A 24,921-nucleotide genomic window follows, 5' to 3' on the forward strand; every position below is an offset into this window, starting at 1 on the left:
CGATGCCGCTTTCCTCCTTCGCTCCCACCCGGAAGATCCTCGCCGCGGCCGCGGTCCTGCTGCTGGCCCTCGGTTGCAGCCTGCACAAGGCCAACCAGGCCTACGACGAGGGCCGCTACGATGACGCCGTGACCGCCTACCGCCAGGTCCTGCGCGGCGATCCCTCGAACACCAAGGCCCGCATCGGCATCAAGCGGGCCTCCCAGCGGGCCGCGGAGGGGCATCTCGCCCTCGCCCGCCATGCCGAGCAGCGCGGCATGAGCGACACCGAGCTGATGGAAGTGCGCAAGGCCCTCGTGCTGGATCCGGACAATCAGATCGCCCAGGACTGGCTGATCCGCCTGGAGCAGAAGGCGGCCAAGGACAAGGCCGAGGCCGATGCGGCGGACGACCTCGAGTTGATGAAGGCCAAGGCGGACACGGTGAATCCCGTGCAGCTGAACCCGCGGTCCATCGAGGGCCTCGACCTGAACTTCAGCCGCCGGACGAGCCTGCGCGAGATCTTCGCCACCCTCAGCCGGGCTTCCGGCGTGAACATCATCGCCCACTCGTCCTTCCAGGATCAGAGCATCTCCATCGACCTGCGGGGCCTGCCCTTCCAGCGCATCCTGGACACCCTGATGCTGCAGAACGACCTGTTCTACAAGGTGATCGACCAGAACACCATCATGGTCTTCAAGGCGACCCCCCAGAACCGGGACCAGTACGAGAACCAGCTCCTCAAGACCTACTACCTGTCCAACGCCGATCCCACGGAGCTGCGGTCGACCCTCACCACCCTCAACCCCCAGCTGCGCGTGTTCACCGACAAGCGCATCAACGCCATCATCGTGAAGGCCAAGCCCCTGGAGCTGGCGGTCGTCGACCAGGTGATCCGCAGCCTCGACAAGGCCAAGGCCGAGGTCATGGTCTACATGGAGCTGATGGAAGTCACCGAGAACAGCCTGGAACAGGTGGGCCTGCTGCCGGTGATCAACGCCTCGGACACCTCGGGCACCTTCCGGATGGGCGCCACCACGGTGAACAACACCTCGGGCCTCAACACGAACTCGGGCTTCACCAAGATCCACACCGCCGACATCCGCGTGCTGTTCCCGAACCTGGCCCTGGACTTCCTCAAGGGCAACGGTGACGCGCGCCTGGTGGCCAGCCCCAACGTCCGCGTGCTCTCCGGCGAGACCGGCGAGGTGAACATCGGCGAGAAGATCTCCACCACCCAGAGCCAGCTGTCCCTGCCCACCACGGGCACGACCGGCACCACCTCCGCCTCTTCCCTGCTGGGCGGCGTGGGCCAGACCTCCTTCTCCTACGAAGACGTGGGCGTGAAGATCAAGGTCGAGCCCCGCGTCCACCACAACGGCGAGATCACCCTCAAGATCAACAGCCTCGTCACCACGCTGAAGTCCGGGTCCACCCCGGGCCGGCCGGACCTCGGCAAGCGGGAGATCATCACCTCCGCCCGCCTGCGCGACGGCGAGACCGCCATCTTCGGCGGCCTGCTCAAGGATGAGGAGCAGAAGAGCCTTCAGGGCATCTGGGGCCTCGCCGACATCCCCCTCATCGGGCGCCTGACCGGGAACACCCGCAACAGCAAGGCCAAGACCGACGTCATCCTCACCATCCGCGCGGTCCTGGTGAGAAAGCCCGTGCTCACGGAACAGGACTGGGCCCCCTTCAACCCCGATGAGGCCGCCTCGAAATCCGGCCAGTTCACTCCCAAGGCCCCGAAGGCCGTCGCACCGGCTTCCGAGAAGCAGCCGGGACCGGCCCCGACCGCCGATTCCGCCGCACCGAAGACCGCTCCCGCCACGGCCCCGGTCCCCGCGGTTCCCGCGCCCGCCACCGACGCCATCCAGGAGAAAAAGCCCGAAGGACCCGCCGGGGACCAGCCTCCCGTCACGGCCTCGGATCTGGTGATCTTCATGACCCCGGTGGCCTCGGAGATCAAGACCGGCGAGCGGGTCCAGATCAGTCTCACGGTGAGCGGGGGCAAGGGGCTCAGCTCGGGCACCCTGGAGCTCCGTCTGCCCCCCGGCCTCAAGCTCGGGTCCTTGACGCCCGGTGATTTCATCACCACGGAGGGCGGCAGCCTGGAGCAGTTCCCGGGGAAGGACGGCACGCTGAAGCTCGTCTTCAAGCGCAACGGCACCGAGGTGGACGCCGGCCAGCTGGCCACCCTCGACCTGACGGGCCTCACGCCCGGCAACGCGCCCGTGCTCATCCAGAGCGGGCAGTTCCTCGCCGGCACCAATCCCGTCTCCGGGCGCTGGTCCAACGCCCTCGTGACGGTGCAGTGAGCCGCCAGACCGGATTCACCCTGCTGGAGCTGGTGGTCACGGCCACCGTGCTGCTGATCCTCGCCTCTGTGACGATCCCCCTGGCCCGCAACGGCCTCAAGCGCCAGCAGGAACTGGAGCTGCGCCGGGACCTCCGGGAGATGCGCCAGGCCATCGATGAATACAAGAAACAGGCGGACCAGCAGAAGATCAAGGCCCCGCCCGCGGAAGCCAACGGCTATCCCGAGAGCCTGCAAACCCTGGTGGAGGGCGTCCCGGCCGCCGGTTCCCTCAGCAAGAAGGTGAGGTTCCTCCGCCGCATTCCCGTGGACCCCTTCACCGGCAAGGCCGAGTGGGGCCTCCGGAACACCAATGACGACGCCAACAGCACCAGCTGGGGCGGCGGGCACGTCTACGATGTCTACAGCCTCGCCCCGGGAACCGGCATGAACGGCATCCCCTACCGGGAGTGGTAGGGCTCCCCTCCGAGAATCGCTGTTGCCTCGAACCGCGGTCCACGCTAGGCTTGGAGTTCGGCACATCCGGAACCTGCGGGGCCCGGAATGCTCTTTCAAGCGGATATGGCGGAATTGGTAGACGCGCTAGTTTCAGGTACTAGTGTTCACAAGACGTGGGGGTTCGAGTCCCTCTATCCGCACCATTTCCCCGTCGGCGCCGCCGGCAGGAAAAAGGTCGTTGAAAACCAAAAGGCACTTGGCCTCCTCCAAGTTCGACCCATCCTCGGTACGGGACTGAGGAACGGGTGACGGGCGATCCCCCGAAAAGGAGCCACCATGGCCCTGAATGTGGAACAGAAGAAGATCATCATCGACGACTACAAGCAGCACGACACCGATACGGGCTCGCCCGAGGTGCAGGTCGCGATCCTCACCAAGCGCATCAACGACCTGACCGAGCACTTCAAGACCCACACCAAGGACTACCACAGCCGCCGCGGTCTCATGATCATGGTCGGCCAGCGCCGCCGCCTGCTCGACTACCTCAAGAAGAAGAGCAAGGAGCGCTACGCCGCCCTGATCGAGCGCCTCGGCCTCCGTCGGTAAATATTCTCCGGGGGTTCCGCGCTGCGCGCACACCCCCGGACCCCCAAGAAGAAGCCCGGCAAAGCCGGGCTTCTTCTTTTCTCCCCCCTGGGAGAGGTCACACATTCAGGGGCGTTTTGCTATGTTCAGAAGATGGACCTGACACCCCTGCCCCGGCCCGAACATCCGGATCCCTACACCGTCACCGGCCGGCGGTTCATCTACGACTCGCCCTGGATCCGCATCCGCGAGGACCGCTTCCGCCACCGCCGGGGCGCGGAGGGGCGCTACGCCGTCTGCGGTTTCCACCGCACCGCCTGCGGTGTCCTGGCGCTCGACGACCAGGACCGCGTGGTGCTCGTGGGCCAGTGGCGCTACCCCCTGGAGGCCTACTCCTGGGAGATCCCCGAGGGCGGCGGCGATGTTTCGGAGAGCCCCTTCGAGGCCATGCGCCGGGAATTGGCGGAGGAGGCCGGCCTCGCGGCCCAGGTGTGGGAGCCCCTGGCCTTCTTCCACACCAGCAACTCCTCCACCGAGGAGGAGGCCTTCCTCTTCCTGGCCACGGAACTCGGCCCCATGGACGGCCACCACGCGGAGGATGACGAGGAGCTGCTGCTCCATCGCGAGCCCTTCCAGGATTGCCTCCGCCGGGTGCTGGCCGGAGAGATCACCGACAGCCTCACGGTGGTGGCGCTGCTGGCCCTGCAGAGCCGGCGGACCGGGGTGGCCGCGGCCCTGGATCCGACCCTGGCGGAGCGCTTCTTCCAGCGGCCCCAGGACCACCCCTCCGCGGGCCGGGCACGCTGGCGCGAGCTGGAACAGCCATGATCCTCACCCTGCACCCCGACACGCCCCAGGTGCGCCACCTCGAGCGCCTCGCGGAGCTGCTGCGGCGGGACGGGGTCATCGCCTACCCCACCGACACGCTGTTCGGGCTGGGCTGCCTGATGTCCCACAAGAAGGCCGTGGACCGCATCAGCCAGATCAAGGGCCGCGACCCCAAGAAGCCCATGTCGATCATGTGCTCGGACATGGAGATGCTCTGCCGCTACACCCGCCACCTGGACACGCCCACCTTCCGCCTCCTCAAGCAGCTGCTGCCGGGCCCCTACACCGTGCTGCTGCCCGCCAGCCGGGAGGTACCGCGCTACCTGCAGAACAAGCAGGTGGTGGGCCTCCGCATCCCGGACCAGCCCTTCTGCCATGCCCTGGTGGCCCTGCTCGGCGAACCCATCATCACCACCAGCGTCGCCCTGCCCGACCAGCCCATCCTGAACACCGCCTGGGAGATCGAGGAGGAACAGGGCCACGCCCTGGACATGGTCGTGGACTGCGGCCAGCCCGTGGGCGTCCCCAGCACGATCCTGGACCTGAGCGGCGAGGAACCCGTCCTCCTGCGCGAAGGTGCGGGGGCCTGGCCTATCTAGGCGGTCTGGCCTTCTCGACCGCCTTCCTGCGCAACGCCTGGTATTCCTCTTCATTGAGGAGGCCGTCGCGCTTGAGCCCCTCGATGCGGGCAAGCGCCACCTCCAGGTCGAAGACGGCCGGGGCGGGCGGAACGGAGGGGGCCGCCACCGGCCTGGGCTGGGCCACCGGAGCGGCCGGCTGGACCGGTGCCGGTGCTGGCGCCGGCACCGGGGCCACGGGTGCGGTCGCGGCTGCGGCCAGGAGCCTGCCCAGGTCCTCGCTCCATCGCTCGAACCGGCTGGGGATGTGGTCGGGGGCGGCGCTTTCGAGGGTGTCGTGGAAGGCGCCGAGCACCTCGCCCGTCTTCCCGTCCACCAGCTTGAGGTCGAAGGACAGGGCCACGCGGCCCATCGCCAGGTAGTCGTCGCCCAGACCGATGGCGTCCACCACCCGTCCCACCAGGAGGAGGTCTCCGGCGGCGGTCGAGACGGAAAGCCCCCCCTTGAGCCCCTTCCGGAGGCCGCGGTCCAGGGCCTTCGGCAGCGAGGGCTCGACCCGCTGGAGGAAGGCCCGGTCCTTCATATCGCGCCGGCCCCGCAACCAGGCGGGGGCCTCCCAGCCCTTGAGCTGGAGCGCCCGGCCCCGCAGGTCCAGGCCGGGCTTCAGCCATTGGAACCCCAGCGCCTTCGACGGCTGGAACACGGCGCCGGGTCCGAACCAGGCCGGATCAAGGCGCCCCTCGTCCAGGCCCGCGGCCTGGGCCGAGAGGAGGACGGGGACCAGCGACAGCAGGGCGGCGGACGATCGCATCAGCACTCCGGCAGGTTCACCGTGAAGTCTAGCGGGATCTCGAGCACATTCACCGCCAGACCGCCCCGGGCCGTCTCCTTGTACTTGCTCTTCATGTCGGCGCCGGTGTCGCGCATGGTCCTGATGACCTTGTCCAGGCTCACGAAGTGGTGGCCATCGCCGTGCAGGGCCATGCGCGCGGCATTGATGGCCTTCACGCTGGCCATGGCGTTGCGCTCGATGCAGGGCACCTGCACCAGTCCGCCGATGGGATCGCAGGTGAGCCCCAGGTTGTGCTCCATGCCGATCTCCGCGGCGTTCTCCACCTGGTCTGGCGTGCCGCCCAGCACCTCGGCCAGGGCTCCGGCCGCCATGGAGCAGGCCACCCCCACCTCGCCCTGGCAGCCCACCTCGGCACCGCTGATGGAGGCGTTCTCCTTGTAGAGGGCGCCGATGGCCCCGGCCGTCAGGAGGAACCGCGCCACCCCCTCGTCCGTGGCCCCGGGCACGAAGCGCCGGTAATAGTGCAGGACGGCGGGGATGATGCCCGCGGCGCCATTGGTCGGGGCCGTCACCACGCGGCCCCCGGCCGCGTTCTCCTCGTTCACCGCCAGGGCGTAGAGGCTCACGAAGTCCAGGGCCGTGAGGGGATCCTTGAGGCCCGCCTCCGGGGATTCGGTCAGGCGGCGGAACAGCGCCGGCGCGCGGCGCGGCACCTTCAGGCCGCCGGGCAGGACACCCTCCGTCCGGCAGCCGCGCCGCACGCAGGCCTGCATCACCGACCAGAGCTCCTGAAGGCCCGACTGGATCGCCGCCTCGGAGCGCCAGGTCCGCTCGTTCGCCCGCATGACCTGGCTGACGGGCAGGCCCTGCCTCTGGCAGTGGGCCAGCAGGTCCTTGGCCGCGTGGAAGGGGAACGGCGGCTCCGGGCCGGCGGCCGCCTGGACTGGGACGCCCTCCTCCACCACGAAGCCGCCGCCCACGGAGTAGTAGACCTGGGCGCGGAGCACCCCGCCGGCCGCGTCCAGGGCCGTGAAGCGCAGGCCATTCGGATGGAAGGGCAGGCTCTTGTGGAGCAAGTGCAGGTGGTCGGCCTCGCGGAAAGGGACCTCGCGTTGTCCGAGGAGGGCCAGCCGCCCGGAATCGCGGACCCGCGCCACCAGGCCCTCCACGGCTTCCACGTCCACACCCTCCGGGGTCTCCCCCAGCAGCCCGAGGATCACCGCCTTGTCGCTGCCGTGGCCCCTTCCCGTGGCACCCAGGCTGCCGAACAGCTCGGCCCGCACCCCGGCCGTGGCCCCCAGCAGGCCCGAGGCCTCCAGCCCGAGGGCGAAGCTGCGGGCCGCCCGCATGGGCCCCACGGTGTGCGAGGAGCTGGGCCCGATGCCGATGCGGAAGAGATCGAAGACGGACAGGACCATGCCCCATTGTCCCGCGAAACGCACTCAATGCACCTGACGACGCGCCGCATCACGGAAGATGGCCGGGCGCGCTCAGTCCACCCGGTAATGGCAGCCCCGGCTCTCGGGGTTCTGGAGGGCGGCGTTGAGGATCAGGCGGGCACAGAGGATGCCACTGCGCAGCTCCAGCAGCTCCCGGCTGAGGGGAGCCTCGTGGTAGAAGCGCTCGATGCGATGGGCCAGGTAGTGCAGGTCGGCCTTGGCTCGCTCCAGGCGGGCGCTGCTGCGGACGATGCCCGCGTAGTTCCAGAGCGTGCTGCGGATGAGGCGCCAGTCCTGATCGATGAGCAGAGGATCGGTCTCCTCCGATTCCTCCGGCATGCGCCAGGGAGCCAGCTCGCCGGGATCCGGATCCACCGTCCCGCGCAGCTCGCGCACCGCGGCGTCGGCGCCATGGAAACCCCAGACCAGGCCCTCCAGCAGGCTGGTGGAGGCCAACCGGTTGGCGCCATGGAGCCCCGTGCAGGCCACCTCGCCGGCCGCGAAGAGCCCCGGCAGGCTGGTCCTGCCCTCGAGATCCACCAGGACGCCGCCGCAGAAGTAGTGGGCGGCGGGCACCACGGGGATGGGCTGACGGTGCGGATCGATGCCCTCGGCACGGCAGGCCGCCATGATCGTGGGGAAATGCTCGTCGAGGTCCAGCTTCGCCGCCACCGGAGCCAGGTCCAGGTAGGCGCAGGGCTCCCCGCTGACCGCCATCTCCTGGAAGATGGCCCGGCTGACCACGTCGCGGGGGGCGAGCTCCAGCTGGTCCGGCGAGTACTTCGCCATGAAGCGCTCGCCTTTGCGATTCACCAGCTGGGCACCCTCGCCTCTCAGCGCCTCAGTCAGCAGGGTCCTGGGCTTGCCCGGGACATAGAGCGTCGTGGGGTGGAACTGGAGGTACTCGCAGTTCACGATACGGGCGCTGGCCCGGTAGGCCGCGGCCAACCCGTCGCCGGTGGCGCCGGGAGGATTCGTGGTGTGCAGGTAGAGGTAGCCGAGGCCGCCGGTGGCCAGCAGGGTCCGGCGGGCCAGCAGGCCCTCCACTCCGCCGGAGGCGGGATCGAAGAGGTAGGCGCCATGGACCCGGATGGGCTCATAGACCTGCACCGGGCTGACACAGTGGTGGGGACTGGTGATGAGGTCCACCAGGCAGAGCCCCTCCCGCAGGCGGATGTTGGGATGCTGGCGCACGGCGTCGCTGAGGGCCGTCTGGATGGCCAGCCCCGTGGCGTCCTTGGCGTGGTAGATGCGCCGGGCGCTGTGGGCGGCTTCGGCCGTGGGATCGGGGGTTCCGCCGGTCCCGAGGTCGAAGGGCACGCCCAGCCGCTCCCAGAGGAAGCTCCGGCAGAGCTTCGGTCCCTCCTCCGCCAGCTGGCGCACGGCCTCCGCCCGGCAGAGGCCCGCACCCGCGGCCTCGATGTCCGCGGCCAGCAGGTCCGCAGAGTCGCCTTCCTCCGGCGGCGGCTGGCCGATGATGCCGCCCTGGGCCCAGGCGGTGTTGCTGCCGCCCAGCTCATCCTTGGCCACCAGGATCACCGAGATGCCCTGGTCCGCCGCACGCAGGGCCGCCGAGCAGCCTGCGATCCCCGCGCCCAGAACCAGCAGATCGGCCACATCCTTCATGCCAGCTCCCAGGTGGGGCGGTCCAGGGCCCACAGAGCCGAGAGATCCGCATCGTCCGTCATGCCTCGTCCATGGTCGAGCCGCCGGGCCGTCAGGTCCAGCGCGACCTCAGCCCCTACCTCACCCCACGGCGTGGCGATTCGCCCGCCGCAGCCTTCCAGGCGGCCCAGGCCCTCTTCCCACAAGGCCACCATGCCCCTCAGGTTGTGCTGCTGAAGGTGGTGGTAGCCGCCTGCCAGCAGGATCAGCCCCTGGAGCTGGCTCTTCAGGTCTCCTTCCGCGGCCTCCCAAAGCGGCTCGAGCGCATCGTGGCACTCGTGGTAGAGCCCGTGGTTGAAGAGGGACACGCCGCAGGCCAGGGGATAGCGGGCGCCCAAGGGCAGAGGGGTGAGCGCCGCCAGCTGCCAGCCGCAACGGAGGCTCACCAGGGGGCCCCAGGCGCCCCAACCGGCCGCCGGGTGCCAGCCGGTGGCTCCAGCCTCCGCGGTGTCCGGCCAGGTGGCCAGGTGCGCGCTCCAGGCGGCCGCGGCATCGTGGTGCCCCAGGGCGCTCAGCATCCGCGCCGCATGGCCCAGCAACTCCGGCTCCGGCAGGCCCCCGGGATGGGCCTTCCGCAGGGCCGGCGCACCGAGAATGGTGGGCCAGACCAGGGCCTGGCGGGCATCCGGGTCGCCCAGGGCCGCCTCCACGCGGGCCTGGAAGAAGCGCTGGATCTCGAGGGGAAGCTGGGGCTGGCGCTGCCAGAAGGGGGTGCGGTTGCAATCGTCGCTCATGGTTCCACCAGCAGCCGGAGGGCCAGGCCGCCCCGGTCATTCTCGTCCACCCCGGCCCACTGGCAGCCGGGGATCCTTCCCTTCAGCACCTTCCGCGGATCGCCCTGCCCGTGGAGCAGCAGCCACCGAGCCACCAGCCCCCGGTATTTCTTCGAGAAATGGCTGATGGCCCGGCCCCCGGCATCGCAGATCTCCAGGGTGTGCCGGGGGCGGCCCCAGCCCTTCAGCAGGTCCGCCGAGTCGCCGGGCAGCAGCTCCCACAGGGGGCCTTCGGGCAGGGTCTCCAGCGGCACCGGCAGCGCCTTCCGCCAGTGGGCCTTCAGCCCCGGGATGGCGCCCAGCTTGAGTTTGTAGGGTGGCACGGGGTCATCGCCGCGCACCAGGCCGCGCAGGTTGGACAGGATGAACACCTGCCGCCAGGCCTCCGGCGGCAGCGAAGCCGCCTCCAGGGCCTGGAAGGCCACCCCCGTGTAGCGCGCCAGGGCCGGCAGCAGCGGCACGGGCCCGCCCAGCGCCAGCGCCTCGGCCCGGGCCTTGTCCAGGGCCAGGTCCTTCACACCGAAGGCCTTCTTCAGGGCCTCAGGCGATCCCGTCTTCGCCAGGGCCACCAACCGCTCCCGCACCCAGCGCTGGGCGGGGGTCTCCGGCAGGCGGCCACGCACGCCCCCGCCCGCCTTGTCCTCGGAGGGGGCGAGCAGGATGACCGGCAGGCGCTTCATCGCCCCGCCACCCAGGCCTCGAGGGTCGTGAGCCGCAGCCCGCCCAGCAGCTCGCGCAGACGGGCTTCGTAGCCCCGGAGGGCGATGCCGTGGGTGTAGCGGTGGCCCAGGGAGATGCCGGCCAGCCTCGGCTGCTCCGCGTCCAGCTCCCAGGGGTGCAGCACCAGGGGGGTGCCGGCGTCTTCCAACGCCAGGTCCTCCAGCGCCCGGCGGACCAGGCCGAAGGGCAGCATCCTCGGCCCCCAGCCCCAGAGCGGCATGCGGACCGGCCCGGACCAGAGCACCGGCGGAGGCAGTTCCCACAGGCCTCCGGTCAGCCGGTACGGCCGCCGGGGCGCGGCGGGGTCCCCGATGACGGCCAGGGGCACGCGACTGGAGTCGTAGCGGAACCCGAGTTCCGGCAGGTCCTGCCACCAGTCCGCCGCCGCGCCGCGCAGGCTCCACTCCGGGGCCCGGTAGCCCACCACGGGGCATCCCGTGAGGTCTTCCAGCAGGGCCTTGCCATCCCGGACGGTGCCGCGCCAGGCGGCGCGGTCCATGTCGAAGGCCCGGCGATGCGTGAGCCCGTGCAGGCCAATGGCATGGCCCTGGCCCGCGATCTGCCGCAGCAACGCGGGATGGCGCCGGGCCTGGTCGCCCAGGCAGAACCAGGTGGCCTTGGCGCCAAGTTCGGCGCAAAGCGCCAGCGATCGCTCCGTGGCCAGCGGCAGCCGGCACTCGAAGCGGTCCAGGGCCTCCGGCTGGTCGAAGGGCGGGCAGCAGAGCTGGAACCAGTCCTCCCAGTCCAGGGAGAGTGGGAGCCGGAGGTCGCTCAGGTGAAGTTCCGCTCGGAGAGGCTGATGAACTCCAGGGAGAAGTCGTCCAATTCGGTCTGGAACTGCTTCAGCTGGCCCTGGAAGAAGTTGTAGGCCATCAGGGCGGGGATGGCAGCCACCAGGCCGATGGCCGTGGCCACCAGGGCCTCGGAGATGCCGGGGGCCACGGTCGCCAGGTTGGCGTTGCCGGTGGCGCCGATGCCCCGGAAGGCGTCGATGATACCCCAGACCGTGCCGAAGAGGCCGATGAAGGGACTCACCGCGGCCACGGTGGCCAGGCCACCCAGGGAGCGCTCGAGCCGCCCCATCTCAACCACGCTGGCCCGCTGGAGGCTGCGCTCCACGGCCTCCATGCTGCGCAGCTGGGGGCGCCCATCGGGCCCGACCTGGCGCAGCTGGTAGGTGACTTCACCGTAGCCCGCCACGAAGAGGCCCACCAGCGGGCTCAGGGCGAACCGCTCCACCTGCTGCTTCAGGTCGCGCCAGTCGGTGGCCCGCTTGAAGGCGCCGCGGAAACGCTCAGACACCTCCCGGCTCCGGTGGTAGAGGAGGGCCTTCCGGATGATCACGACCCAGCTGAGCAGTGAAAACGTGGCGAGGATCGCCAGCACCGACTTGGAGACCGGACCTGCATGGAGCATCACCTCCAGCAGATTGACCTCATTGCCCGTGGGTGCCGCCAGAATCGCCATGCTGCCTCCGTCCAGGAAATGATAGCAAGCGGGGATGCGGCTACACTGGGTGCTTTGCGCGAGGACGCCATGCAGGTGCTGGTCATTGGATCCGGATACGTGGGGCTGGTGGCTGCTGCGTGCTTCGCCGAGGCGGGGCATCGCATCATCGGTGTGGACGTGGACGCCTCCAAGGTCGCCTCGCTGTCCCGGGGCCAGTCGCCCATCTTCGAGCCGGGCCTGGACGAACTCCTCACGAAGTACCTGGCCTCAGGCACCCTGCGCTTCACCACGGACCTCAAGGCAGGCATGGCGGAGGCCGATGCCGCATTCATCTGCGTGGGCACGCCCCAGAGCGAGGACGGCAGCGCCGACATGAAGTACGTGCTCGCCGTGGCCGGCCAGATCGGCGAGGCCATGGCCCTGCGGGCCAAGGAGGCCAAGCCGCTCATCGTGGTCGACAAGAGCACCGTCCCCGTGGGCACGGCAGCCCGGGTCCACGCGGAGATCGCCTCCCACACCGATCGCGCCTTCGAGGTCGTGAGCAACCCCGAGTTCCTCCGCGAAGGCTCAGCCATCGGCGACTTCCTGGAACCTGATCGCGTGGTGGTGGGCTGCCGCACGGATCATGCCGAGCAGGTGATGAAGGGGCTCTACCAGTCCTTCCTGGACCGCAGCGGCGGCAAGTGGTTTCGCATGGATCCCCCCAGCGCGGAGCTCACCAAGTACGCCGCCAACGCCATGCTGGCCCTGCGCATCAGCTTCATCAACGAGATCGCCAACCTGGCCGAGTGCGTGGGCGCGGACATCGACCACGTGAAGACGGCCATCGGCGCCGACCACCGCATCGGGCCGGCCTTCCTCAATCCGGGCCCCGGCTTCGGCGGTTCCTGCTTCCCCAAGGACCTGCAGGCCCTGTTGAAGGTGGGTCGGGAGTATGGCCAGCCCATGATGACCCTGGCCACCACCGTGGAGGCCAACCGGCACCAGAAGCAGGTCCTGATGCGGAAGGTGAAGGACTACTTCGGGGTGAAGGCCGGGGTTCCCGCCCCCTTGAAGGACCGGCGCTTCGCCCTCTGGGGCCTGGCCTTCAAGGCCAACACGGATGACATCCGGGAGAGCATGTCCCTGGAACTCATCGACGGCCTGGTGAACCTCGGCGCAGAGGTGGTGGTCCACGACTTCGCCGCCATGGATGCCGTAAAGGCCAAGATCGGCGACAAGGTCCGTTACGCCGCGACCCCGCTGGAAGCCTGCGAGGGCGCCGACGCCCTGCTCATCGCCACGGAGTGGCCCCAGTACCGCGAGGCGGACCTGGAAGCTGTCGCCAAGGCCCTCAAGGCCCGCCGCGTGTTCGATGGCCGCAACCTCTTCAGGCCCGAAGCCATGGAGGCCCAGGGCTGGACCTACCATTCCCTCGGACGCCGCACCGTGGAGGGGAAATGACCCGCATCCGGCTCGAGGAGATCGCCCACGCCCGCAGCGGCGACAAGGGAGACGGCTCCAACGTGGGGGTCATCGCCTACACCGAAGCGGGCTATCGCTTGTTGCAACAGGAACTTACGCCGGAACGTGTCAAACATCACTTTTCAACCATATGCAAAGGTAGTGTTGAACGCTTTGAGGTGCCTAACCTCAAGGCCATCAACTTCATCCTGCACGACTCTCTGGGCGGCGGCGGCAGCGAAAGCGTGAAAACCGATGCCCAGGGCAAGACTCACGGACAGGCCCTGCTTAGAATGGAACTCGACCTTCCGGCCGGCCTGACGCTGGCGGATCTCAAACCCTGAACGGCACTCGCACCCGCCAAGGAGCACGAACATGGGCAACCTCGGAATGATGGAAATCCTGCTGATCGGCATCGCGCTGCTGATCTTCTTCGGCCCCTCCCGCCTGCCCGAGCTGGGCAAGAGCCTGGGCAAGGGCATCCAGGAGTTCAAGAAGGCCAGCCGCGAGTTGACGGATTCCGTGAAGGAAGACGTCGCCGCGCCGCCTGCCGACAAGGACAAGAAGTAGGCCCGCAAGCCCTTCACCGGCCGGCCTCTTTCCGGGGGCCGGCCCTTTTTCCCGCTTGAGGACCATGGCGCTTCCAGCCACGCCGCCCGACAAGATGAGTTTTTGGGAACACCTGCAGGAATTGCGGGTGCGTCTGGTACGCTCGCTCGCCATCGTGGCTGTGGGCTTCGCCGTCACCTATGCCTACCGGTTCAAGCTCTGGGCGTGGGCGCAGAAGCCCTTTCTGGAAGCCATGTCACGGCAGACCGGCAAGGCCATCTCGGCCCTGGATCCCTTTGCCTTCACGGATCTCACCGAGCCCTTCTTCAGCATGATGCGGCTCTCCCTGTGGTCCGCCGCCGTGTTCTGCGCCCCCTTCCTCTTCTACCAGCTCTGGGCCTTCATCCGGCCTGGCCTGCTCCCGAAGGAACGCCGCCTCGTCATCCCGTTTGTGCTCGTGACGTCGGGGTGCTTCCTAGCCGGCGCCGCCTTCGCCTACACCCAGGCCTTCAAGTTCCTGGGCGACATCCTCTTCCAGGAGGCCGCCTCCGCAGGGCTGCGGGCGAACCTGCACGCCTCGGACTACCTGGACCTGTTCATCTCCACCACGCTCATCACCGGCGTGATGTTCGAACTGCCGGTCCTGTTCTTCTTCCTGGCGAAGTTCCGCATCGTGACCGCGCGCCTCATGCTGAAGTACTGGCGCCACGCCACCATCGTCATCCTCATCTTCAGCGCCTTCTTCACGCCCGGCGATGTCGTGGTGACCACGATCTTCTTCAGCGTCGTGCTGCTGGGGCTCTACTTCATCTCCGTCGTCGTCGCCTGGCTGGCGGAACCCCGCGCGCCGAAGTAGTCCGCCAGGTCCTCCAGGCAGAGATCCACGGCCCGGTTGGGTTCCCGCGTGCCGGATAGCGATCGGCGCATCGTCCCGTCGGCCATGAGAAGCCGCAGGGCGCTCTGGAGTCGCCCCGGGAAATCGGCCCCCTGCTCGACGACGGCCGCCCGCCCCTCCGTGGCCAGGGCCAGGGCGTTCATGCGCTGGTGGTCGTTGGCGCTGGTGGGCAGCGGCACCAGGACGGCCCCCCGGCCCGCGGCCTTCAACTCAGCGCAGGTGCTGGCGCCGGAGCGGCTCAGAATGAGGCTGGCGGCTTCCATGGCCTCGTCCATGCGAGTGATGAAGGGAACCAGGTCATGCCGGGCATGACGGGGATGCCCCTTCAGGCGCTCGAACTCCACCGGCCCGGCCTGGTGCAGGATCTCCCACTCCGGAGCCGCCTCCAGCAACGCAGGCGCACCTTCCAACAGCGCTTCGTTGAGGGCCCGGGCGCCGCCGCTGCCCCCCAGCACCAGCAGCCGGAATGGAGGCGGCAGCGCGTCCGCGGGGCGGAACTCCCGGTGGAAGGCCGCCCGCACCGGCGTGCCCACCACCCGGCAGTCCGCTCCCGGCAGCAGCGGCCGCACAGCCTCCAAGCCGCACCAGACGCGCCGCGCCTTCGGGGCCACGAGCTTCACCAGAGCCCCCGGGGCGGCGTTGCTTTCGTGCAGGAAGAAGGGAATGCCCAGGGCGCGCGCCGCCAGCAGCGCCGGTGCCGCGCCGTACCCGCCGGTGCCGATCACGGCCCAGGGCCGCTCCCGCCGCCACAGGGCCTTCAGGCGGCCCGTGGCGCGCCAGAGCTTCCAGGCGGACTTCGCGGCCCGCAGCGGCGACCGGCCCAGGAATCCTTCCACGTCCAGCAGCACATGGGGCCAGCTGCTGCCCGGAAGCTCCCGGGCCTCGATGCCGCGGCGGGCGCCCACAAACCGGATGGGACGCTCCGGCCACCGCCGCTGGGCCCCTTCCGCCAAGGCCATGGCCGGGAAGAAATGTCCCCCCGTCCCCCCCCCGGTGAGGACGAGGGCTCCTGCGAAGGTCGGCGTGGCGTCGCGCATGATCTGACCACCATACCGGAAGGCTGGCCCACCCTACCCAGAGACAGACGCAGCCTACCTGGAGACAGACGCGTGATTCCCGGCACAAAGATCGTCAAAGGCCGGTAAGGTGGAAGGTCACGCCGCGCTAGAATCCATTTTTCCGCCGGTTCCCACCGGCCAATCCATGACGCATCAGGGAGCGCCCATGAAGATCCTCGTCGCCCTCAAACAGGTCCCCGATACTGAGACCAAGATCAAAGTCGCCGCGGACGGGAAATCGCTCGATCCCGCGGACGTCAAATGGATCACCAGCCCCTATGACGAGTACGCCCTGGAAGAGGCCATCCGCATCAAGGAAGGCAAGGGGGCCGAGGTGATGGCCCTCTCCGTCGGCGGTGACACGGCCAAGGACGTGCTGAAGAACGCCCTGGCGCTGGGCGCCGACAGCGCCGTCCTGCTGAAGGGCGATGGCCAGGGCGATGCGTTCGCCGTGGCGCAGATGATCGCCGCCTACGCCAAGGACAAGGGCTTCGACCTCATCCTCTGCGGCAACAAGGGCCTCGGCGGCGACAACGCCGCCATGGGTCCCATGCTCGCGGAGCTGCTTGGCGTGGCCCAGGCCAATGTCGTCGTGAAGCTGGAACTCGGCGAGGGCACCTTCAAGGCCGAGCGTGAGATCGAAGGCGGCTCCGAGGTCGTCGAAGGCGCCCTGCCCGCCGTGATCACGGCCCAGAAGGGCCTCAACGAGCCCCGCTACGCGAGCCTCAAGGGGATCATGGCCGCCAAGAAGAAGACCATCGAAGAGCTGGACGCCGCGGCCGTCACCGCCGGTGCCCAGGTGAGCGCCCTGGCCCTGCCGCCCGAGCGCCCCGCCGGCCGCCTCCTGCAGGGCGATGCCCCTGCCCAGGCCCAGGCCCTGCTCCAGGCCCTCAAGGATGAAGCCAAGGTCTTCTAACCGGTCCTCTTCCGCTGATTGCTCCGATTCGAAAGGACGACATCCATGATTCTCGTGTTCTGTGAACTGAAGGACGGCCAGATCCGCAAGCCCAGCACCGAAGCCCTCAGCGAAGGCCGCCGGCTGGCCGACGCCTCCGGCAAGAAGGTCGGCGCGCTCTTTGCCGGCGCCTCCTGCGCCGGCGCCGCCGAGGCCGCCAAGTTCGGCGCGGACGTGATCCTGACCGCCGAGGCCCCCACCCTGGCTTCCTACTCCAGCGATGCCTACGCGACCCTCCTCGCCGATGCGGTGAAGGGCAAGGGCGCCACGGTCCTGCTGGCCGCCGCCACCGCCGTGGGCAAGGACGTGCTCCCCCGCGCCGCGGCCCGCCTGGGCGCCGGCTATGCCTCCGACGTCACCGGTCTCTCCATGGTGGACGGCAAGCTGCAAGCCGTGCGGCCCGTCTACGCCGGCAAGGCCTTCGCCACCACCACCTTCTCCAGCGCCGTCCAGGTGGCCACCACCCGCCCCAACGTGTTCCCTGCGGCCGAGAAGGCCGGCGCGGGCGCTGTGGAGGCCCTGGCCGCCCCTGCCGGGGACTTCAAGTCCGTGGTGAAGGAGATCCTGGCCAAGGCCGGCGGCAAGGTGGACCTCAGCGAAGCCAACGTCATCGTGAGCGGCGGCCGCGGCATGAAGGACGGCGCCAATTTCAAGATCCTCGAAGAGCTGGCGGACGCCATCGGCGGCGTCGTGGGCGCCTCCCGGGCGGCCGTGGACGCCGGCTGGGGCCTGCCCCACAGCATGCAGGTGGGTCAGACCGGCAAGGTCGTGAGCCCCACCCTCTACATCGCCTGCGGCATCAGCGGCGCCATCCAGCACATCGCCGGCATGAGCGGCTCGAAGTTCATCGTCGCCATCAACAAGGATCCCGAAGCCCCCATCTTCAAGCTGGCGAACTACGGGATTGTGGGCGATCTCTTCGAGGTCGTTCCCGAGCTCACCAAGGCCGCCAAGGCGCTGGGGATCGGTTCCAACTAGCCGCCGTTCTCCGGTGCAAAAAGGCCCGGCAAGTGCCGGGCCTTTTTGCACCGGAGGAAAACCTCAAACCCCGAACTGCCTCAGATGGTGGTCGAAGTGCTTGTAGATGAGGCGGCCCCACTGGTCGCCGCTGAGCCGGCCGAAGAAGGGGTGGACCCTGCCTTCGGTCTTGGCGGCGCCGCGCTGGACCACGCGGTCGATGAGCGTGGCCAGCCGGGTGCGCTCGGTCTCGAAGTCCTGGGGATCGGACACCACGTAGATGGGATCGGTGGGAGAGTTGCGGCGGAAGGGCTTGTCCCCGAAGACCGCGCGGCGAATGAGGGGCGTGATCAGCTTCCCGAGGAAGAGCTGCTTCACCGGGCGATCGCCCAGAGGATCACCCAGGGCGATGGAACAATGCCTCATCATCTGGGCGGGATCCATCTTCCCCCACTGACGCTGGGCGCCCGGCTCCAGCTCCGCGAAGCGCCGGGCCAAGGCATCCCGGTCGGCCGGGTTGAACAGGGAATTCATCGTTGGTTTCCTTTCTCAGAATGCCGCTCATCGCTCCAGGACATCGCCGGGGGAGGTTCTGGAGCGCGCAAAGGCTAGACGGGCTCGAACCCTTCATCCCGGAGGAAGTCCCGGGCATCCTCGGGATCGCCGAAGCGGGCGACGACCATGTCGCCTTCGTTCCCATCACCGTCCAGGGCATCCAGGCTGTTCCGTTCTCGGATGACGCAGGCTCCGCCGATCTCATCCAGGCCGAACTGCACCAACTCCCGGATGGCGCCGTGTTCATCCCGCCACAACTCGACGTGCAGATCCGTTCCCATGGCCACCTCCGGTAGTCCGTCCGCCGGAAGGTTAGTTCTTTTCGAAGAACAGCACCACCATGCCGAACCCCACCCGGTCGCCGTGCTTCAGTTCCCGGGGCTCGCCGGGCTGAATGCGCTCGCCCCGCACGAAGGTGCCGTTGGCGACGCCGGGCTCCTCCAGCAGGAAGTACCGGCCATGCTCGCAGAGAATCCGGGCGTGGCGCCGGGACACGCTCAGGTTGTGGTCTTCTTCGGTGAGGTCGATGTCGGGATGCACGCCCGTGGTGGGATCGAAGCGTCCGATCAGGGAACCGTGGGCCAGGATGGGATGGGGCTTGCCGCTGAGCACGGACACCAGGTTCGCCACCGGCGTGCCCGTGGCCTTGGCGGGCCGGCTGGCATCCAGCTCCTCCACCCGCTCGCCCAACTCGCGATGGCGCTGGGCCAGGCGCTGCATCATCTTCACGGACACTTCCGGGTTCTGCCGGATCATGCGCATGAAGGTGCCGCGGTTGATGGCGATGAGGTCCGAGTCCTCCAGCGCCAGGGCCGTGTGCTGGCGCGGCAGGGCCTCCAGCAGGCTGCCTTCCCCGAAGAAGTCCCCCTTGGACAGTTCCTCCGCCCATTCGCCCTTGGGCTCCTCTGAGACATAGAGCCGAACCCGTCCCGCGAGGATGATGTACATCTGCTGAGCCATCTCCCCCTTGCGGAAGATGATCTCGCCTTCGCGGAAGCGCAGCTTGCTTTGATCGATGAAGCTGGGTTCAGCCATGCGGATCCCGGAGAGTGCCCTAGGTTAACCGATGCCAGGCGATGGGTGAACCTCTCCCGAGAAGGCGCGTGCCACCAGGGCTTCCAGGATCCGGGCCTCGGCGGTCGAGAACCCGCCCGGATGCGGAGAATCCAGGTCCAGCACGGCGCGGAGGCGACCACCAACCGTGATGGGGATCACGAGCTCGGAGCGGGTGGCGTCATCGCAGGCGATGTGGCCGGGAAAGGCCTGGACGTCAGGCACCAGCTGGGTGGTTTCCGTGCGGGCGCAGGCCCCGCAGACCCCCCGTTCGAAGGGGATGCGCAGGCAACCCATGCCGCCCTGGTAGGGGCCCACGACGAGCAGACGCTCACCGATGCGCCGGTAGAAGCCGCACCAGTTGACCTGGGGTAGCGTCTCCCACAGGAGGCAGGCCAGGGTGGCCTGGACGGCGACCTCGTCGGTCTCGCCTTCGAGCGCGGCGAGCATCTGCGGGAGCGCCGATTCGAGGCGCGCCACCCGCGCAGATTCGGGCAGCAGGGTGCCCCGCGCCACCGGTTCCAGCAGGATCCCCTCGCTCATCAACTCCTCCGCTACCCTGGTCCCATGTCCATTCTGCGCTATCTGGCCGCTCCCCTGTCCCCCCTGTACGGGCTGGTGGTGCGCGCCCGGAACCGCACCTTCGATGCCCACCCGGAGCGGGTGGCCCACGCCGCCGTCCCGGTGGTGTCCATCGGCAACCTGAGCGCCGGGGGCACGGGCAAGACGCCGCTCACCCTGTTCCTGGCCGAAGGGCTCGAAGCAGCTGGCTGGCGCAACGCCGTGCTGTCCCGGGGCTACGGCGGCCGGCGCGAGGTCGATCCCATGAGCGTGGAGGCCGATTCCGATCCCCGGCAGACCGGCGACGAACCGCTGCTCATGGCCCGGCGCCTGGGGCCGGAGCGGGTGGTGGTGGGGCGGAGGCGCCATGCCGCCGCCCTCCGGGCCCTGGCCCAGCGTCCAGATCTGCGCTGCCTGCTGCTCGATGACGGGTTCCAGCACCGGGCCCTGCACCGGGATCTGGATCTGCTGGTGCTGGACGGCGTGCGGCTCTGGGGCAACGGCCGCCTGCTGCCCCTGGGGGATCTTCGGGAACCCCAGGAGAGCGCCCGGAGGGCCCACGCCCTGGTGGTGACCCGGGCCAGCCGGGTGAAGGACCGGGCGGGGGTGGAGGCCTGGTGGACCCGCCAGGGCAGCGGCGGTCCCATCTTCTGGGTGGACTTCGCCCTGGCCTCCCTGCGCCGCTGGGGCACGGAAGCGCGCTTCCCCCTCCCCCTTGCCGACCAGGGCCCGGCCTTCGCCTGGTGCGGCCTGGGCCACCCGGAGGCCTTCTACGCCGACCTGCTGGTGGCCGGCCAAGCCTGGACCGGCTCCCACAGCTATCCAGACCACCGGGGGCCCACCCCCGCCGAATTGGTCCGGCTCCAGGTCCGCGCCAGGGCGGAAGATGCCGCCTGGCTGGTCTGCACCGAGAAGGATGCGGTGAAGCTGGGTCCGGAACATGCCAGCGCACTGGAGATGCCCCTGTTCATCGCCGAGCAGCGGATCACCGGTGGGGAACCTTTGCTCACCTGGGTGGCGTCCCGACTCGCCTGAATGCGCGCCCAGGAAGGAACCGGCCAGGCTTCCCAAAGCCCGGCTGGATCGCTATGCTTGCGCCCACCAAGCCACTCCAACCAGATCCATCTCACCACGGGGGATACGATGCTCAGGCAGACTCTCTACGGTTCTCTCCTGCTGGCGGCCCTCGGCCTTCACGCCGGGGACACGGTCAAGCTCGCCATCACCGGCCCGTTCACCGGCGGCTCCGCCCCCATGGGCGCCTCCACGCGCGACGGCGCCAAGCTGGCCATCGCGGAGATCAATGCCGCGGGCGGCATCCAGGTGGGCGGCAAGAAGATGAAGATCGAGGCCATCGAGCGCGATGACGAGGCCAAGAACGAGCGCGGCGCCCTCATCGCCCAGGAACTGGCCGCCATGAACGACCTCTCTGGCGTCATCGGCACCGTGAACACAGGCGTCTGCATGGCGGGCGACAAGCACCTCCAGGAGAAGGGCGTCACCAAGATCATCTGCCCCGCCGCGGGCTCCGCCTCCATGACCCAGTGGAGCAAGGCCGGCGTGAAGGACCTCTCCATCTTCCGCTTCGCCGCCCATGACGGCATCCAGGCCGCCATGGTGGTCGAGGAGGCCATCAACCGCAAGTTCACCAAGGTGGCCGTGGTCTTCGATTCCACCAACTACGGCGTCTCCGGCCGCGATGACATCCTGAACCAGATCAAGCTGCAGGGAAACAAGCTCCAGGTGGTGGCCCAGGAGAAGTTCAACATCGGCGACAAGGACATGACCGCCCAGCTGCTACGGGCCAAGGCCGCCGGTGCCCAGGCCGTCCTGATCTGGGCCATCGGCCCCGAGCTGGCCGCCGTGTCCAACGGCATGGCCAAGATCGGCATGAAGGCCCCCCTCATCGGCGGCTGGACGCTCTCCATGTCCAACTACATCGACAATGCCGGCAAGAACGGCAACGGCACCCTCATGCCCCAGACCTTCATCGAGGAGCCCATCACGCCCAAGGCGAAGGCCTTCATCGACGGCTACCACAAGACCTACAAGGTGGACCGCATCCCCTCGGCCGTGGCCGCGGCCCAGGGCTATGACGCCGTCCTGATCTTCGCCGCGGCGGTGAAGCAGGCCGGTTCCACGGACACGCACAAGATCAAGGCGGCCCTGGAGGACCTGAAGGAACCCGTGAAGGGCGTCATCGCGACCTGGAACCACCCCTACACCAAGTGGAATCCGGCGGATGTGACCACCCATGAGGCCTTCCGCCGCGAGCAGGTCGTGATGGGCATGGTGCAGGACGGCCGCGTGGTCTTCGGCAATGCCGCCGACAAGGCCCGCCTCATCAAGGAAGCCACCGGGACTCCCGCCAAGCCCGCCGCGAAGCCGGCCGCCAAACCCGGCAAGGGCAAAACCAAGTAGCCTTCCCGACACCGTCGCCGCACCGGGGGGCTTCGGCCCCCCGGCTTTTCCGCCCTTCCCCAGGAAGATCCGGTATGAACGCTCTGATCATCGGACAAATGGCCGTCAGCGGCGCCCTCATGGGCCTGGTGTACGCCCTCATCGCCTACGGCTTCCAGCTCACCTACGCCACCAGCAAGAGCATCAACTTCGGCCAGGGCGAGCTGGTGATGGTGTCCGCCTTCTTCTGCCTCACCCTCACCAACCTCGGCCTGCCCTACTGGCTGATGGTGCCGGGAGGCCTGCTCTTCGGCGCCCTGATGGGCCTGATCATCGAGCGGGCGGGGGTCCGGCTCGCGCTTGAGCAGAAGAGCGAAGGCTGGATCCTGCTCTCGATCATCATGGGCCTCTTCCTGTTCTCGGCCGCCGAGAACATCTGGGGGCGCGACGATCGGCCCTTCCCCACGCCCATCTCCGCCGATCCCATCCGCGTGTTCGGCGTGGACGTCACCCGGCTGGAGCTCTCCGTGGCCGTGGGCGTCTTCGCCATCATGGGCCTCATCGAACTGTTCAAGCGCCGCACGCTGTTGGGGAAGGCCTTCGAAGCGGTGTCGGCCGATCGCGATGCCGCCGAGCTCATGGGCATCTCCGCCACGCGCACCGTGATGCTCTCCTACGCCCTGTCCGGGGCCGTCGCGGCCCTCGCGGGCATCCTCGTCTCGCCCATCACCACCGTGGGCCCCACCATGGCCTCCGCCCTCATCCTCAAGGCCTTCTCCGTGGCCGTGGTGGCGGGGCTGGACTCGGGATTCGGGGTCGTGCTCATCGGCATGGCCCTCGGCGCCCTGGAGAGCCTGGCGAGCTTCTACCTGGGCAGCGGCTGGCGGGAAGCCCCCGGCCTCACGCTGCTGATTCTCGCCTTGGCCGTGCGCCCCACCGGCGTCTTCGGCAAAGCCGTCATCCGGAAGGTGTGACATGCGCCGCATCCTCCTCCTCCGCGGCGCCGAGCTTGTCGTCTTCGCCTTCCTCGCCACCATCCCCCTGCTGGTCGTGAACCCCTATGCCCTGGGCCTCCTGACCTTGCTGGCGATCTACGGCATCCTCCTCATCGGGCTGGACGTCACGGTGGGCTATCTGGGCCAGGTGAACCTCGGCCATGTGGCCTTCCTCGGCCTGGGAGCCTATGCCGCCGGCCTCGCCGTCACCCGGTTCGGCCTCGGCATGGTGCCGGCGCTGGCGGCGGCCATGATCGTGGGCCTGGTCCTCGGCGCGCTGCTCGCCCTGCCCGCCCTGCGCCTCGAAGGCCCGCAGTTCGCCCTGGCCACCCTCAGCTTCGCGGCGCTCAGCACCACGGCGCTGAACGAGCTGGAGGGCCTCACCGGCGGCGCCCAGGGCCTCAGCCTCGTGCGCCCCGCGCTGTTCGGACACACCCTCACGCCGCCGATCTTCTACTGGCTGTGCATGGCGCTGTTGGCCCTGGTCTGGATGGTCATGCGCAACCTGCTGTCCTCCCAGTGGGGCCGGGCCTTCGAGGCGCTGCGGGACAGCCCCATCGCCACGGACGCCATGGGCGTGGGTACCTACTACCACAAGGTCGCCGCCTTCTCCCTGGGCTCGGGCCTCGGCGGGCTCGCGGGCGGCCTCTACGCCTTCAACTTCCAGTACCTCCAGCCCCAGAGCTTCGTCTACGAATTGATGATCATCCTCCTGCTGGGCGTGGTGCTGGGAGGGCGGAAGAGCCTCTGGGGCGCCTTCGTGGGGGCCACCGTGGTGGTCCTGCTGCCCAACCTGCTGTCCAATTCCCTGCTCTTCCACATCTTCAGCGGAACGGGCTTCGCGGTCGCCCTGGCGGCGGGCCTGCGCGGGCTGGCGAAGAAATCCACCCGCCCGTTCCAGGCCCTCGCCCCCGTCGTGGCCATGGGCATCCTGGCCGTCGGCGGCTTCTTCGTGGAGAACACCGAGGATTGGCGCAAGGGCATCTTCGCCCTGATGCTGTTCTCCGTGGTGGTGGGCCTGCCCGAAGGCCTCATGGGGTTCCTGGCCCTCTTCCTGGCCAAGCTGTTCCGGGTGCCCCCCGCACCCCTGCCGGCGCCTTCGGACCTGGATGCGGTGCTGCCGCCGCGGACCCAGGGGGACGCCCCCCTGCTCGTCCTGGCGGACCTGAAGCGGCACTTCGGCGGCGTGAAGGCCGTGGACGGGCTGTCCATGCAGGTGCGCGCCGGCACGATCCACGGCCTCATCGGACCGAACGGATCGGGCAAGAGCACCGTGGTGAACGTGATCTCCGGCCTCTACACCCCCACCTCGGGAAGCGTGTCCCTCCGCGGCTCGGAGCTGCCCCAGGGCAGCCTCAACCGGGTGGCCCGGGCGGGCGTGGCGCGCACCTTCCAGAACCTTCAGCTCTTCAGCGAGCTCACGGCCATCGAGAACGTGATGGTCGCCCTGAAGGGGGTCTACCGGATGCCCCTCCCCCTGGTGCTCCTGGGCTTCGCCCGGGCTGAGGAACGCCGAGCCCAGGCCGACGCCCTCGCGCTGCTCGACCTCATCGGCCTGAAGGAGCAGGCGCGGGCCAAGGCGAAGGACCTCACCTACGGCGCCCAGCGCTTCCTGGAGATCGCCCGGGCCCTGGCCCGGCGGCCGGACCTGCTGATCCTCGACGAGCCCGCCGCGGGCCTCGCCCATCCCGACGTCGTCCAGCAGATCGAGATCATCAAGCGGGTCCACGCCCGGGGCGTCACCATCATCCTCATCGAGCACCACATGGACGTGGTGAGCGAGCTTTGCGACCGGGTGACGGTGCTCGATGGCGGCAAGGTCATCGCCGAAGGGGCCCCCGACGAGGTGAAGCGGCATCCCAAGGTGATCGAGGCCTACCTGGGCCAGGCCAGCCAATCCGGGCCCGGCGACGCCGAACCCCAGCCCGCTTGAAGG

27 protein-coding genes and 1 tRNA gene are annotated in these 24,921 nt (G+C 69.0%); 16 read left to right on the forward strand and 12 right to left on the reverse strand.

The features are described from left to right. The first annotated feature begins 2 nt into the window (after positions 1-2). The 6 genes from MLE43_RS04375 to MLE43_RS04400 all read left to right on the forward strand — a co-directional run bounded on the left by MLE43_RS04375 (position 3) and on the right by MLE43_RS04400 (position 4,746). Positions 3-2,297: a secretin N-terminal domain-containing protein gene (locus MLE43_RS04375; RefSeq protein ID WP_243302249.1), complete on the forward strand. Its 2,295-nt coding sequence runs from the start codon at positions 3-5 to the stop codon at positions 2,295-2,297. Next, positions 2,294-2,752 (forward strand): type II secretion system protein, encoded by a 459-nt coding sequence (locus MLE43_RS04380; protein ID WP_243302250.1) that lies wholly within the window; start codon positions 2,294-2,296, stop codon positions 2,750-2,752. Before MLE43_RS04375 ends, MLE43_RS04380 begins: the two co-directional genes overlap by 4 nt. Positions 2,753-2,851: 99 nt before the next feature. Then, a tRNA-Leu gene (locus tag MLE43_RS04385) sits at positions 2,852-2,937 on the forward strand. A 133-nt stretch (positions 2,938-3,070) separates the two neighbouring features. Next, the gene (gene rpsO, locus MLE43_RS04390; RefSeq protein WP_243302251.1) at positions 3,071-3,340 is read left to right on the forward strand and encodes a 30S ribosomal protein S15; all 270 of its coding nucleotides are present in this window, start codon (positions 3,071-3,073) and stop codon (positions 3,338-3,340) included. A gap of 132 nt (positions 3,341-3,472) precedes the next feature. Then, positions 3,473-4,147, forward strand: coding sequence for an NUDIX domain-containing protein (locus tag MLE43_RS04395; protein WP_243302252.1), 675 nt, complete (start codon positions 3,473-3,475; stop codon positions 4,145-4,147). Next, a complete protein-coding gene (locus MLE43_RS04400; RefSeq protein ID WP_243302253.1) occupies positions 4,144-4,746 on the forward strand; it encodes an L-threonylcarbamoyladenylate synthase in 603 nt (200 codons plus the stop codon). The genes MLE43_RS04395 and MLE43_RS04400 overlap by 4 nt, the downstream gene beginning before the upstream one ends. Here the strand turns inward: MLE43_RS04400 and MLE43_RS04405 are convergent. The 7 genes from MLE43_RS04405 to MLE43_RS04435 all read right to left on the reverse strand — a co-directional run bounded on the left by MLE43_RS04405 (position 4,739) and on the right by MLE43_RS04435 (position 11,582). Continuing rightward, positions 4,739-5,536, reverse strand: coding sequence for a hypothetical protein (locus MLE43_RS04405; RefSeq protein WP_243302254.1), 798 nt, complete (start codon positions 5,534-5,536; stop codon positions 4,739-4,741). The two genes, MLE43_RS04400 and MLE43_RS04405, sit on opposite strands and share 8 nt — an antisense overlap. Continuing rightward, positions 5,536-6,936 (reverse strand): L-serine ammonia-lyase, encoded by a 1,401-nt coding sequence (locus tag MLE43_RS04410; RefSeq protein WP_243302255.1) that lies wholly within the window; start codon positions 6,934-6,936, stop codon positions 5,536-5,538. The genes MLE43_RS04405 and MLE43_RS04410 overlap by 1 nt, the downstream gene beginning before the upstream one ends. A gap of 72 nt (positions 6,937-7,008) precedes the next feature. Then, positions 7,009-8,583: an L-aspartate oxidase gene (gene nadB, locus MLE43_RS04415; RefSeq protein ID WP_243302256.1), complete on the reverse strand. Its 1,575-nt coding sequence runs from the start codon at positions 8,581-8,583 to the stop codon at positions 7,009-7,011. Continuing rightward, a complete protein-coding gene (locus MLE43_RS04420) occupies positions 8,580-9,356 on the reverse strand; it encodes a DUF309 domain-containing protein (protein WP_243302257.1) in 777 nt (258 codons plus the stop codon). Before MLE43_RS04420 ends, nadB begins: the two co-directional genes overlap by 4 nt. Continuing rightward, positions 9,353-10,075 carry a peroxide stress protein YaaA gene (gene yaaA, locus MLE43_RS04425; protein ID WP_243302258.1) on the reverse strand — a complete coding sequence of 241 codons (723 nt, stop codon included), beginning with the start codon at positions 10,073-10,075 and terminating at the stop codon, positions 9,353-9,355. The genes MLE43_RS04420 and yaaA overlap by 4 nt, the downstream gene beginning before the upstream one ends. Beyond that, positions 10,072-10,941 (reverse strand): DUF3473 domain-containing protein, encoded by an 870-nt coding sequence (locus tag MLE43_RS04430; RefSeq protein ID WP_338029064.1) that lies wholly within the window; start codon positions 10,939-10,941, stop codon positions 10,072-10,074. Before MLE43_RS04430 ends, yaaA begins: the two co-directional genes overlap by 4 nt. Continuing rightward, positions 10,887-11,582 carry a MotA/TolQ/ExbB proton channel family protein gene (locus MLE43_RS04435; protein WP_052571703.1) on the reverse strand — a complete coding sequence of 232 codons (696 nt, stop codon included), beginning with the start codon at positions 11,580-11,582 and terminating at the stop codon, positions 10,887-10,889. Before MLE43_RS04435 ends, MLE43_RS04430 begins: the two co-directional genes overlap by 55 nt. A gap of 69 nt (positions 11,583-11,651) precedes the next feature. Between MLE43_RS04435 and MLE43_RS04440 the strand changes: the two genes are divergently transcribed. From MLE43_RS04440 to tatC, 4 genes are all read left to right on the forward strand, one after another. After that, on the forward strand, positions 11,652-13,007 hold the full coding sequence (locus tag MLE43_RS04440) for a UDP-glucose dehydrogenase family protein (protein WP_243302259.1): 1,356 nt from the start codon (positions 11,652-11,654) through the stop codon (positions 13,005-13,007). Further along, positions 13,004-13,351, forward strand: coding sequence for an AtuA-related protein (locus tag MLE43_RS04445; RefSeq protein ID WP_243302260.1), 348 nt, complete (start codon positions 13,004-13,006; stop codon positions 13,349-13,351). The genes MLE43_RS04440 and MLE43_RS04445 overlap by 4 nt, the downstream gene beginning before the upstream one ends. A gap of 31 nt (positions 13,352-13,382) precedes the next feature. Then, positions 13,383-13,577, forward strand: a complete 195-nt coding sequence (tatA, locus tag MLE43_RS04450; RefSeq protein WP_243302261.1) for a twin-arginine translocase TatA/TatE family subunit — start codon at positions 13,383-13,385, stop codon at positions 13,575-13,577. Positions 13,578-13,641: 64 nt separating this feature from the next. Continuing rightward, a complete protein-coding gene (gene tatC / locus MLE43_RS04455) occupies positions 13,642-14,412 on the forward strand; it encodes a twin-arginine translocase subunit TatC (RefSeq protein WP_243302262.1) in 771 nt (256 codons plus the stop codon). On the opposite strand, the gene MLE43_RS04460 is transcribed toward tatC, so the two are convergent. Beyond that, positions 14,358-15,488 (reverse strand): UDP-N-acetylglucosamine--N-acetylmuramyl-(pentapeptide) pyrophosphoryl-undecaprenol N-acetylglucosamine transferase, encoded by a 1,131-nt coding sequence (locus MLE43_RS04460; RefSeq protein ID WP_243302263.1) that lies wholly within the window; start codon positions 15,486-15,488, stop codon positions 14,358-14,360. The two genes, tatC and MLE43_RS04460, sit on opposite strands and share 55 nt — an antisense overlap. A 187-nt stretch (positions 15,489-15,675) precedes the next feature. On the opposite strand from MLE43_RS04460, the gene MLE43_RS04465 reads away from it, so the two are divergent. After that, positions 15,676-16,425, forward strand: coding sequence for an electron transfer flavoprotein subunit beta/FixA family protein (locus MLE43_RS04465; RefSeq protein WP_243302264.1), 750 nt, complete (start codon positions 15,676-15,678; stop codon positions 16,423-16,425). A gap of 45 nt (positions 16,426-16,470) precedes the next feature. After that, positions 16,471-17,442: an electron transfer flavoprotein subunit alpha/FixB family protein gene (locus MLE43_RS04470; protein ID WP_243302265.1), complete on the forward strand. Its 972-nt coding sequence runs from the start codon at positions 16,471-16,473 to the stop codon at positions 17,440-17,442. A gap of 63 nt (positions 17,443-17,505) precedes the next feature. Here MLE43_RS04470 and MLE43_RS04475 read toward each other — a convergent pair whose 3' ends face one another. The 4 genes from MLE43_RS04475 to MLE43_RS04490 form a co-directional block, all read right to left on the reverse strand. Beyond that, positions 17,506-17,955 (reverse strand): DUF1569 domain-containing protein, encoded by a 450-nt coding sequence (locus MLE43_RS04475; protein ID WP_243302266.1) that lies wholly within the window; start codon positions 17,953-17,955, stop codon positions 17,506-17,508. Positions 17,956-18,029: 74 nt separating this feature from the next. Beyond that, positions 18,030-18,257 (reverse strand): hypothetical protein, encoded by a 228-nt coding sequence (locus tag MLE43_RS04480; protein ID WP_243302267.1) that lies wholly within the window; start codon positions 18,255-18,257, stop codon positions 18,030-18,032. Positions 18,258-18,288: 31 nt separating this feature from the next. Continuing rightward, positions 18,289-19,011 carry a cyclic nucleotide-binding domain-containing protein gene (locus tag MLE43_RS04485; RefSeq protein WP_243302268.1) on the reverse strand — a complete coding sequence of 241 codons (723 nt, stop codon included), beginning with the start codon at positions 19,009-19,011 and terminating at the stop codon, positions 18,289-18,291. A gap of 24 nt (positions 19,012-19,035) precedes the next feature. After that, positions 19,036-19,479 carry a GAF domain-containing protein gene (locus MLE43_RS04490; RefSeq protein ID WP_420843164.1) on the reverse strand — a complete coding sequence of 148 codons (444 nt, stop codon included), beginning with the start codon at positions 19,477-19,479 and terminating at the stop codon, positions 19,036-19,038. Between the two features lie 117 nt (positions 19,480-19,596). On the opposite strand from MLE43_RS04490, the gene lpxK reads away from it, so the two are divergent. The 4 genes from lpxK (at position 19,597) to MLE43_RS04510 (ending at position 24,918) form a co-directional block, all read left to right on the forward strand. Next, the gene (gene lpxK / locus MLE43_RS04495) at positions 19,597-20,625 is read left to right on the forward strand and encodes a tetraacyldisaccharide 4'-kinase (protein WP_243302270.1); all 1,029 of its coding nucleotides are present in this window, start codon (positions 19,597-19,599) and stop codon (positions 20,623-20,625) included. A gap of 108 nt (positions 20,626-20,733) precedes the next feature. Beyond that, positions 20,734-22,011: an ABC transporter substrate-binding protein gene (locus MLE43_RS04500; protein ID WP_243302271.1), complete on the forward strand. Its 1,278-nt coding sequence runs from the start codon at positions 20,734-20,736 to the stop codon at positions 22,009-22,011. A gap of 74 nt (positions 22,012-22,085) precedes the next feature. Beyond that, positions 22,086-22,964, forward strand: coding sequence for a branched-chain amino acid ABC transporter permease (locus MLE43_RS04505; protein ID WP_243302272.1), 879 nt, complete (start codon positions 22,086-22,088; stop codon positions 22,962-22,964). Position 22,965: 1 nt separating this feature from the next. Then, entirely contained in the window at positions 22,966-24,918 is a 1,953-nt protein-coding gene (locus MLE43_RS04510; protein WP_243302273.1) for a branched-chain amino acid ABC transporter ATP-binding protein/permease, read from the forward strand. Positions 24,919-24,921: the final 3 nt, after the last annotated feature.

The organism is Geothrix oryzisoli (assembly GCF_022808865.1).
Taxonomy (GTDB): Bacteria; Acidobacteriota; Holophagae; order Holophagales; family Holophagaceae; genus Geothrix; species Geothrix oryzisoli.

Bases quoted from the DNA above. Each gene is read 5' to 3' on its own strand.
- MLE43_RS04470 (WP_243302265.1), top strand. From the start codon at position 16,471: ATGATTCTCGTGTTCTGTGAACTGAAGGACGGCCAGATCCGCAAGCCC.
- MLE43_RS04435 (WP_052571703.1), bottom strand. From the start codon at position 11,582: ATGGCGATTCTGGCGGCACCCACGGGCAATGAGGTCAATCTGCTGGAG.
- MLE43_RS04480 (WP_243302267.1), bottom strand. From the start codon at position 18,257: ATGGGAACGGATCTGCACGTCGAGTTGTGGCGGGATGAACACGGCGCC.
- tatA (WP_243302261.1), top strand. From the start codon at position 13,383: ATGGGCAACCTCGGAATGATGGAAATCCTGCTGATCGGCATCGCGCTG.
- rpsO (WP_243302251.1), top strand. From the start codon at position 3,071: ATGGCCCTGAATGTGGAACAGAAGAAGATCATCATCGACGACTACAAG.
- yaaA (WP_243302258.1), bottom strand. From the start codon at position 10,075: ATGAAGCGCCTGCCGGTCATCCTGCTCGCCCCCTCCGAGGACAAGGCG.
- MLE43_RS04410 (WP_243302255.1), bottom strand. From the start codon at position 6,936: ATGGTCCTGTCCGTCTTCGATCTCTTCCGCATCGGCATCGGGCCCAGC.
- MLE43_RS04445 (WP_243302260.1), top strand. From the start codon at position 13,004: ATGACCCGCATCCGGCTCGAGGAGATCGCCCACGCCCGCAGCGGCGAC.
- MLE43_RS04440 (WP_243302259.1), top strand. From the start codon at position 11,652: ATGCAGGTGCTGGTCATTGGATCCGGATACGTGGGGCTGGTGGCTGCT.
- tatC (WP_243302262.1), top strand. From the start codon at position 13,642: ATGGCGCTTCCAGCCACGCCGCCCGACAAGATGAGTTTTTGGGAACAC.
- MLE43_RS04405 (WP_243302254.1), bottom strand. From the start codon at position 5,536: ATGCGATCGTCCGCCGCCCTGCTGTCGCTGGTCCCCGTCCTCCTCTCG.
- MLE43_RS04485 (WP_243302268.1), bottom strand. From the start codon at position 19,011: ATGGCTGAACCCAGCTTCATCGATCAAAGCAAGCTGCGCTTCCGCGAA.
- MLE43_RS04475 (WP_243302266.1), bottom strand. From the start codon at position 17,955: ATGAATTCCCTGTTCAACCCGGCCGACCGGGATGCCTTGGCCCGGCGC.
- MLE43_RS04460 (WP_243302263.1), bottom strand. From the start codon at position 15,488: ATGCGCGACGCCACGCCGACCTTCGCAGGAGCCCTCGTCCTCACCGGG.
- nadB (WP_243302256.1), bottom strand. From the start codon at position 8,583: ATGAAGGATGTGGCCGATCTGCTGGTTCTGGGCGCGGGGATCGCAGGC.
- MLE43_RS04510 (WP_243302273.1), top strand. From the start codon at position 22,966: ATGCGCCGCATCCTCCTCCTCCGCGGCGCCGAGCTTGTCGTCTTCGCC.
- MLE43_RS04490 (WP_420843164.1), bottom strand. From the start codon at position 19,479: ATGCTCGCCGCGCTCGAAGGCGAGACCGACGAGGTCGCCGTCCAGGCC.
- lpxK (WP_243302270.1), top strand. From the start codon at position 19,597: ATGTCCATTCTGCGCTATCTGGCCGCTCCCCTGTCCCCCCTGTACGGG.
- MLE43_RS04395 (WP_243302252.1), top strand. From the start codon at position 3,473: ATGGACCTGACACCCCTGCCCCGGCCCGAACATCCGGATCCCTACACC.
- MLE43_RS04420 (WP_243302257.1), bottom strand. From the start codon at position 9,356: ATGAGCGACGATTGCAACCGCACCCCCTTCTGGCAGCGCCAGCCCCAG.
- MLE43_RS04465 (WP_243302264.1), top strand. From the start codon at position 15,676: ATGAAGATCCTCGTCGCCCTCAAACAGGTCCCCGATACTGAGACCAAG.
- MLE43_RS04375 (WP_243302249.1), top strand. From the start codon at position 3: ATGCCGCTTTCCTCCTTCGCTCCCACCCGGAAGATCCTCGCCGCGGCC.
- MLE43_RS04505 (WP_243302272.1), top strand. From the start codon at position 22,086: ATGAACGCTCTGATCATCGGACAAATGGCCGTCAGCGGCGCCCTCATG.
- MLE43_RS04500 (WP_243302271.1), top strand. From the start codon at position 20,734: ATGCTCAGGCAGACTCTCTACGGTTCTCTCCTGCTGGCGGCCCTCGGC.
- MLE43_RS04400 (WP_243302253.1), top strand. From the start codon at position 4,144: ATGATCCTCACCCTGCACCCCGACACGCCCCAGGTGCGCCACCTCGAG.